Source organism: Methylobacterium sp. WL103 (assembly GCF_008039885.1).
Classification (GTDB): domain Bacteria; phylum Pseudomonadota; class Alphaproteobacteria; order Rhizobiales; family Beijerinckiaceae; genus Methylobacterium; species Methylobacterium cerastii.
Genome location: NZ_VRUX01000869.1, coordinates 1 through 1,354, shown reverse-complemented (window position 1 = coordinate 1,354; position 1,354 = coordinate 1). Strand labels below are relative to the sequence as shown.

Sequence of the window (1,354 nt, the reverse complement as noted above, 5' to 3'; positions counted from 1 at the left end):
GGCGAGGGCCACGGACAGCGGGCGGGCGGCAGACAGGGCGCGGGCGGGCATGCAGGCGATTCCCGGTGCGTGGAACGTGCCGGACGGTGGCAGAGGCCGCTGCCGATGGCCAGGGCGCAGGGCTTGCGCGGCCCTCGACAATCCGGGCGGACGCCCCACCCTCACCGTGAAGCGGAGTTCAGCGAGAGGCGCCGATGACCCATCCAGCGATCGAACCCGGCCGTGCGGCCGTCGTCACCGGCGCCGCGAGCGGCATCGGGCTCGCGGCGGCGAAGGCCTTCGCCCGGGCCGGCATGAACGTCTGGCTCGCCGACCTTCCCGGCGAGGCGCTCGAATCCTCCCGCGCCGAGGTGGCGAAGCTCGCAGCAGTGGAGGTCCGCGCCGTTGCCCTCGACGTCGGGGATCGCGCGGCGATGGAGGCGTTCGCGCAGGCGGTCGCCGCGAGCGGACCGCCGGCGGTGGTGATGCTGAACGCCGGCATCGAGGCGGGCGGCAAGCTGTTCTCCGACGCCGACACCTGGCGCCGGATCCTCGACACCAACCTGTGGGGGGTGATCAACGGCATCCACGCCTTCGCGGCGGGGATGATCGCGGGGGGCAAGCCCGGCGCCGTCATCGTCACCGGCTCGAAGCAGGGCATCACCACGCCGCCGGGCAACACGCCCTACAACGTCTCGAAGGCGGGGGTGAAGGCGGCGACCGAGGCGCTCGCCCACGACCTGCGCGGGCGGGACGGCTGCCGCACCACGGCGCACCTGCTGATCCCGGGCTTCGTCTACACCGGGCTGACCAAGGCCCGCGGCGTCGCCGAGAAGCCGCCCGGCGCCTGGACGCCGGAGGAGACCGTGACCTTCCTGCTCGGTCGGATGGAAGAGGGCGACTTCTACGTCCTGTGCCCCGACAACGAGACCACCCGCGCCCAGGACGAGCGCCGGATCGCGTGGGCGGCCGGCGACATCATCGAGAACCGCCCGGCGCTCTCACGCTGGCACCCGGATCATGCGGAAGCGTTCCAGCGGGCGATGGAGGGGTAGGCGCGCGAAGACGCGACCCGGCGTCGGATCGTCCACGACGAAAGCCCGGTGCGGGGCCGCACCGGGCTTTCGCTCGCTTCAAGCACGCTCAGCGCCGAGACCTGACTCGGCCGTCAGGCCGGGATGGCGGCGGCGAGCGCCGCGCTCGGGGGAGTCTTCGGGCGCGGCATCACGCCGACCGGGCACGGCGGCGGGTCGTCGTCGTCGTCGTGCCGCCTCGGGCGGACGTAGCGATGCAGGTCCGTGAGACGCCGCAGGCGGCGCGGTGCTCGCGGCGCTCGGCGAGCTCGACCGGGAGGTCCGGCGGACGGGGCCTCCGG

General features: G+C 74.2%; 1 protein-coding gene and 1 pseudogene. One reads left to right on the top strand and one right to left on the bottom strand.

All coding sequences use genetic code 11. From position 1 onward, the window contains the following. Positions 1–194 precede the first annotated feature (194 nt). Positions 195–1,034, top strand: coding sequence for an SDR family NAD(P)-dependent oxidoreductase (locus FV222_RS26245; protein WP_147761630.1), 840 nt, complete (start codon positions 195–197; stop codon positions 1,032–1,034). A 113-nt stretch (positions 1,035–1,147) separates the two neighbouring features. Here FV222_RS26245 and FV222_RS30750 read toward each other — a convergent pair. After that, positions 1,148–1,354: pseudogene (locus FV222_RS30750) on the bottom strand (hypothetical protein); the annotation flags it as partial.